We start from the raw sequence: 6,713 nt of genomic DNA, 5'->3' as shown, positions 1-6,713 counted from the left end.
ACAACTTCGAGCGCGCACACACCGGCCGGAGGAACCGCGGGCACCCCCCGGCCGAGCTGGTCTATGGTGCCGGCAAGGTGCGCCCACGATGAGCCGCGACTGTCGCGGGATCTCGTGCGCTGTTCATGCTAGCCGCTCCGGCGAAAGCGGCTGCGCTTCCGTAACCCACCTCGGGGTAGATGGCGCTGCCGCTCGCAATCGCGCTGGCCGCCACCGCCGAGGCGATTCGTGAGTGAATTCCGGCGGGAACACAGGCTTTGGTTCTCGCGAAACGTTCGTGTGGAGGGACGGTCGGTCGGGAGCGGTCGGAGGGAGGGTTTAGGACGGGACGCTGATCGCGAACGCCGCGCTTTTCGGGGGCGCCGGCGCGGCGATCGCAAGGTGGACAGTCGCGTCGGTCCCGGCATTCCAGTTGCGATGCGCTACACCGGCGGGGAACAGAACGGCGGTTCCCGAATCGACGACGTACGCGCTGCCGTCGATCTCGACGTTCATCGTTCCGTCGAGAATGTAGAACACCTGGTCGACCCCGTGAGTGTGCAGGCCGGCCGGAGAACCTCCCCCGGGAGGGGTCTTGATGACAGTGACGGCGCAGCTGCTTATGGCTCCGTCGCTGGTCAGCTCCTGCGACCAGCGCTCCGGGCTCTGTCGTAGTGCCTCAAGGTCGACCTTCCGCACGTATTCGATCACTGCTCGCTTTCCTCGATGAACGACATTGTGGCGACTTTGAGTTCGGAGTGCTACCGCTGACAACCGCCACCCTTCACAGCGTACTCGCGTGGGAAGAAGTGACTTGGTGGGTCTGTGAACCGGCCGCGCCAGAGGCAATCTCGAGGGCCAGTTAACAGCCCAGGTTTTCGTTGCGGCCGCCGCTCCCAAACTCTCTCCGTCGCCAATACAACTCACACTCACTGGCTTGCTGTGGGGGCGTGTCGCGTCAGGATGCGATCCATAGCATTGGCCGCCTCTGCTTGGACTGCCGGGATTACGTGCGAGTAGGTGTTCATGGTCAGGCTGATTTGGCTGTGGCCGAGAGTCTCCATTACCACGCGGGGAGATACTCCCTGTGCAAGGAGGAGGGAGGCGCAAGAATGCCTCAGGTCGTGAAAGCGGATCCGTGGCAGGCCAGCAGCCGCGAGTAGGTGCGGAAATCGATGCGTCACCGTGGTTCCTTCAAGGGGCGTGCCAATGGTCGTCGTGAACACCAGATCTGAATGCTGCCATCGGGCGCCCGCCCGAAGGCGGTCCTCAAACTGGCGCTTCCGGTGCTTCGCCAGGATATCGGCAATAACGGCCGGAACCTTGATCGAGCGCCTGGATCGCGCAGTCTTGGGTTCCACCAACGTCAGCTTCCCGTCCACCCGCTGCAGTGCATGCACCACGGTGAGGCGCTGTTCCGTTAGGTCTATGTCCTGCCAGCGCAGGCCGAGCGCCTCTCCTTGGCGAAGCCCGAGGCTGAGGGCCACCGCGTAGACGGCCTCAAACCGATCGTCTCTTGCCGCATCCAAGAGTCGCTGAGCCTCTGCCGGACTCAGCACCTGCACCGGACGACGAGTGACGCGCGGTGAGTCGGCCAAGGCGGCCGCATTCTTGGTGAGCATCTCCCACTTGATTGCCTGATTCAGGGATGTCCTCAGAACCGCCCGCAGGAACTCGACCCGTCTCGGCGAGAGACCGCTGGCGAGTTTGGCGTTCAGCATCGCCTGGACCTGCGCCGGACCCAGTCGGTCGAGGCGGAGGTGGCCGAGGCTGGGGATCAGGTGCAGGTGGATCAGGTCGCTGTAGCTGCGGTAGGTGGAGGGCCGCAAGCGAGGTTTGGCGGAATTCTCCAGCCAAGTGGCGAGGAACTGAGCCACGGTGCCCGTTCCCGTCGAGGGCAAGACGCCCAGCTGCTGGTCGCGGAGGGCGGCTACAACCTTCTCTTGAACTTCGCGGCGCGTGCGTCCGTAGACCGTCTTGCGCCGGCGTTGGCCGTCCCGCCTTCCAAGGTTCACGGAACCCGCCCAGAGCCCATCCTTCCGTCGAAAGATGCTGCCCTCGCCGTGACCCCGCCTGGCCGTCATACTGGGCACGACTGTAGCACAAGATGGCTACAAAATGGCTACAGTGTCCGGCGAAGGGAGGCACAAGTATCCCGTTTGAGTAGGTTTTTGAATACGATTTGTGGTGCCCGCGCAGGGAGTTGAACCCTGAACCTTGGGATTAAGAGTCCCCTGCTCTGCCAAGTTGAGCTACACGGGCTTCGGAGCGCCTCCGGCTTAGGGCCCGGGCCGTCCCCGATTCTACTTTCTTAACCGGCGGTCTTTCCAGCGCTGATCAGATCGCATAGGCTCCGCCGCCATGAGGGCTCGCGTACCGCAGGACGTGGATCTGGAGGACAAGCTCATCTTTGGCCTCTCGCCGATGAGGTTCGGCTATCTGGTCATCGCCGTCATTGGAGCCTTCACGGTCTGGGGTCTGCAGATGCTCCCGGGCGTCGTCAGGGTGTTCTCCTGCCTGTTGATGCTGCTGGCGGGGCCGGTCCTGGCGTGGGGCAGGGTCGGCGGCACCCGGAGCGATCGCCTGGCCTGGGACTGCCTGGTCTTCTTGCGACGCAACCACATGCTGGAGCTCGCGGCGCTCGAGCGGAGGAGAGCGGTGGCCGCTTCGCGCAGGCCATCCGAAGTAGTCTCGGTCCCAGCCGAAGTGCCGCCGCTGACTAGGCCGGAAGGCCCGCACAACACGGGCGCTGGTTCGGTTGAGGTCCTGCAACTTCCCGACGTCCTTGAAGGTGGCAGCGTCGTAGACGCGTTACCGCCAGGCAAAGGAGCTTCAAGACCGCCTGGCTTCGGCCGGGAGCTGGACCTCGCGGCTATCAATCGACTCGCCACACTCGAGGTCGCGGCATGATGAAACGGCTGGCGCGCATCAGCAGTGCGGCTGGACGGGCACCCTGGCCAGTGCGAGTAGTCCCCCGGCCGGCGCGGCAGCTGGCGGCCGAGACCGCGAGATCCAGTCCCATCAGCACGGCCGCGCTTGGATTCCTGGATGCCACTGACGAGGACCGCCTGCGCTGGGCTGGCGGGTTCCGAGCGCTGTTGGATGGGCTTGACAGCAGCCTGCAGGTGGTCATCGACTCTAGCCCCGGCGTTCGTGGCCCAGCCGGCGAGACGCAGCGGGAGCAGGAACTGCCCCCAGCGGAGGGACGGCGCGCGGCCGACCTTGCTTTCGCGATCTCGCTGCGCCAATCCCCGCAGGCTCAGGCGCGACGGGTCCGGCTCGTAGTGGAGCCAACCTCCGTCGAAGGTCTACGACGGGCGTTGGGTGGGATGGGCGTACGGGTCGAGGAGCAGCTGGCCGGACACGACGGGGATCTGGCTCTTCATGGTCGTGAGCTAAGGCAGGCACTGCACGACGCGAACGGCTGGCATCGCACCTGGTTCATCGACCGCTTTCCCGGCTCCGAGTTGGAGCCGGGCTGGCTGTTGCGGCTCATCCCGCCCGGCCTGCGCGTTTCGTTGAGCTGGCACGCGGAGCGCCTCTCGACCAGCTGGGTGGTCCACTATCTGCAGCGACAGCTGGTCAACATGCGAGCAGCGCGTTCAGAGCAGCATGACGGCGCCGGTGATCCTGCGCTGCGCGGCGCCATGCCTGCTGCTGAGCAGCTGCAGGAGCAGCTGATCGCCAGCCAGGAGTCTGCTTTCTACACCTCCGTGTACCTGACGGTCACCGTGGATGCGCGAGACGATCTGATCCTGGCCGGCCGCAGAATTCAGGCAGCGGCTCGGGCAAGCCTCTGCAGCCTCGTCGCCTGCGATTTCCGCCAGCTCGACGGCCGTCTCTGCACCCTGCCGCTGGGTCAAGACATCCTGGCCCGCAAGCGGCTTCTGCACAGCTCCTCCTTGACGACGCTCTTTCCCTGGTTCGACGCTGACCTCTACGAGCCGGACGGGCTGGTGCTGGGCAGGTCGCGGGCGACAGGTCAACCAGTGATGGTCGACCCCTTTGATGACCGCCGCTACGCCAACGCCAACATCGGCGTCTTCGGCCACTCAGGCGCGGGCAAGACATACCTGATGTCAGTGCTGTTGATGTCTGCCCTCAACACAGGAGCGCAGATCTTCGTCATCGACCCTGAACATGAGTACGGGAAGCTGGCCGAGATGCTGGGCGGCGTGGACATTCCCCTCAATCTGGGCTCTCACCACTCCCTCAATGTCCTCGAGATGCGAGGTGGCCAGACGGGCGATGAAGCGACGCTCGGACCAGCGGTGGCAGACACAGTCGACCTCTGCGCCACCATCTGTGGCTCGCTGGACGAGGCGGAGCGGGCGGTCCTGGAGCAGGCGATCAGGCAGACCTTCCAGACAGTCAGTGATCCGGTCTTGGGCGACGTGGCGGCGCTGCTGGAGCCGAACTCTCGAGCCGGCAAGGTGCTCGGGCGCTGGGTCCAAGGCAGCCTCGGCCAAATCTTCAGCCGGCCCACCAACGTCGACCTGGGAGCACCAGTGATTGTGTTTGGCATGCGTGAGTTGAGACAGGAGATGATCGCCCCCGTCCACTATCTGTTGGCCGAGGCGCTTTGGGCTCGGATCAAGAAGCGTGACCGCCGCCGACTTCTGGTTATCGATGAGCTGGGCCTGCTGTTCGAGGATGCGACGATCCGCCAATTCGTGGTGGCGCTCTCCCGGAGGATCCGCAAGTACAACGGCTCTCTCGTGTTCGCCACCCAGAACCCGGGCGACCTGTTCAGCAGCGAGGCGGGTCGGGTGGTGGCCACCAATCCGGCGCTGATGTTCTTCGGCGCCCAGCGGCCCGCCGAAGCACAGAAGATCCAAGCGGCGTTCAGTCTGAGTGAGGCCCAGCGCTCAGCCCTGGAGACCTGCCGGCGGGGGGAATTCCTGCTCGCCGCAGGCCCCCACCGGCTGCCGCTTGCAGTCCAGGCGCCACCCTGGCAAGCGGCAGCGATGGCAGCTGCACGCGCCGGTCCGCCACTTGCTTGAAAGGGCCGAACGCCGAACGGACATGCTCCTGACCGCCATATCGACCCGATTGTCGGCCGGCCTGAGGCGACCGCACGGTAATGGCAGCGCAAGTCACGGACGCTGGTCGATGGCTGTGGCTTTGAGTGTCGGTGCTTCAAAGCGGGCGGACTGGTACAGTCGGGGCCGGCGCAGCTGGGCGCAGGTAGCATTTCGGTCATGCCCAGGGTTGTCCATCACCGGTTTCACCGGCTGGCGGGCGATCTGCAGGACTCGGTCCTAGCCAGCTTCAATACCCTCGCTGCGCAGCGTCCGTGGCGGGGGGAATCGCCCTGGTTGGCGAGTGATCGTTCGACAGGACTGTTCGAGATGGAGTTCCTGCGCCATGTCCGTGAAGCTGAGGGCCAGGATGTCACCGCCGCCGGTTTTCTCAAGTCGGGCGGCGATGAGACGGACGTGCTTGTTTTCATGCTCTTCCTCCGGGATCTCAGCGCCAGCCTGGGGCTGCGGGTGACCGTGCGGGACGAGGACAACCCTTTCACGAAGCTGCGCTATCTGGACTTCCGGCATGGCTTGCTGCCCTCTGGCGACCAGCTCGAAGACCTACTCGCCAGGCGCCCGGTCATCAAGCGGGTGGACGGCCAATCGATCCACTTCTACCCGCCGGCTCATCGCCAGGGCGCGATCCAGGCTTCCCGGCCCGAGCAGTGGGGCTATGCGCTCTGTGGGCTCAGGGCGTACGCGCCAACACTGCTGGAGGCGGAGCAGGAGGCTCTGAAGATTCTGCGCGCGCTGGGCCACCTTGGCCGCTGAGGCTGAGCAAGAGGAGGGATGGCTTCGCGGCCGGGACGGCACTTCGCTGTTCTGGCGCGCTTGGACGGTTCCAGAGCCACGCTGTGGGGTGGTGGTCGCGCATGGCCTGGGTGAGCATTCGGGCCGCTATTCCCGGCTCGGGCGCGCGCTGAACCGCCGTGGCATCTCCTGCTATGCAGTGGACCTGCGAGGCATGGGCCGGAGCGCGGGCAGGCGCGGTCACCTCAAGGCTTGGTCCGCCTGGATAGACGACTATGCGGACTTCCTCGCCTTCGCGAGGGATCTGGCGGAGAGCCGCGCACTTGTGCCTCTCGGCCATTCCTTTGGGGGCGTGCTCGTCGCCAGCGCCATGCTCCGCGGAGATGTCCAAGCACAGCGCTTCGTCCTCTCGAACCCGGCTTTCCTACCGAAGGTGAGGGTCCCCGCGTGGAAGTTGAGACTGGCCGGCGCGGCCAGCCGGGTTGTACCGCGCCTGACCATGTCGAACGAGGTCCAGCCAGAGGTGATCTCGCGGGACCCTGAGCAGGTGCGGATCTATGCCGACGATCCTCTGACGCATGACCGCATCTCAGCCCGCCTCTACACGGAATGGCGCGCCGCTTGCGTCGACACTCTCGGTCGAGCCAGTGCCTTGCGGCAGCCCTTCCTGCTCCTCCTGTCGGGCGACGATCGACTTATCGACGTCAGCGGGGCCGAAGCGTTCAACGCGGCGGCCAGCTGCGGCCAGGTGGTGCGGCGCTATCCCGGGCGCTTCCACGAGCCGTTCAACGACTATGGCTCGGAAGAGGTCTTCGCCGACCTGGCGGCGTGGCTCAACGCCCCGGTCCCGGCCCGACCGGAGTGACCCGGCCGAGCAAACAAATCACAACCAGGTTAAGCACCCCACCACCCAAACCCCCCACCCAGGGGGTTGTGCGGAGATCGTATTCAGAGCTTTCA

Annotated in this window: 6 protein-coding genes and 1 tRNA gene; 4 read left to right on the top strand and 3 right to left on the bottom strand. The window is 65.3% G+C overall.

What is annotated here, in order from left to right; all coding sequences use genetic code 11:
• Positions 1-318: 318 nt before the first annotated feature.
• The 3 genes from ACR2MZ_RS13925 to ACR2MZ_RS13915 form a co-directional block, all read right to left on the bottom strand.
• Entirely contained in the window at positions 319-690 is a 372-nt protein-coding gene (locus ACR2MZ_RS13925) for a cupin domain-containing protein (RefSeq protein ID WP_434005647.1), read from the bottom strand.
• 218 nt (positions 691-908) lie between these two features.
• Complete coding sequence (locus tag ACR2MZ_RS13920; RefSeq protein ID WP_434005646.1) at positions 909-2,063, bottom strand: tyrosine-type recombinase/integrase; 1,155 nt, start codon at positions 2,061-2,063, stop codon at positions 909-911.
• Between the two features lie 101 nt (positions 2,064-2,164).
• Positions 2,165-2,241, bottom strand: a tRNA-Lys gene (locus ACR2MZ_RS13915).
• 99 nt (positions 2,242-2,340) lie between these two features.
• On the opposite strand from ACR2MZ_RS13915, the gene ACR2MZ_RS13910 reads away from it, so the two are divergent.
• The 4 genes from ACR2MZ_RS13910 (at position 2,341) to ACR2MZ_RS13895 (ending at position 6,618) form a co-directional block, all read left to right on the top strand.
• Entirely contained in the window at positions 2,341-2,889 is a 549-nt protein-coding gene (locus tag ACR2MZ_RS13910; RefSeq protein WP_434005645.1) for a PrgI family protein, read from the top strand.
• A gap of 50 nt (positions 2,890-2,939) precedes the next feature.
• Positions 2,940-4,982, top strand: coding sequence for a VirB4 family type IV secretion system protein (locus ACR2MZ_RS13905; protein WP_434005644.1), 2,043 nt, complete (start codon positions 2,940-2,942; stop codon positions 4,980-4,982).
• Positions 4,983-5,180: 198 nt separating this feature from the next.
• Positions 5,181-5,774 carry a hypothetical protein gene (locus tag ACR2MZ_RS13900; RefSeq protein WP_434005643.1) on the top strand — a complete coding sequence of 198 codons (594 nt, stop codon included), beginning with the start codon at positions 5,181-5,183 and terminating at the stop codon, positions 5,772-5,774.
• Positions 5,764-6,618: an alpha/beta hydrolase gene (locus ACR2MZ_RS13895; RefSeq protein WP_434005642.1), complete on the top strand. Its 855-nt coding sequence runs from the start codon at positions 5,764-5,766 to the stop codon at positions 6,616-6,618. The genes ACR2MZ_RS13900 and ACR2MZ_RS13895 overlap by 11 nt, the downstream gene beginning before the upstream one ends.
• Positions 6,619-6,713: the final 95 nt, after the last annotated feature.

Origin of the sequence: Candidatus Dormiibacter sp. (genome assembly GCF_050999135.1) — a bacterium.
Lineage (GTDB): Bacteria > Chloroflexota > Dormibacteria > Dormibacterales > Dormibacteraceae > Dormiibacter > Dormiibacter spiritus.
Note: the sequence above shows the minus strand (reverse complement) of the source record. Positions and strands in the feature narration are given on the sequence as shown.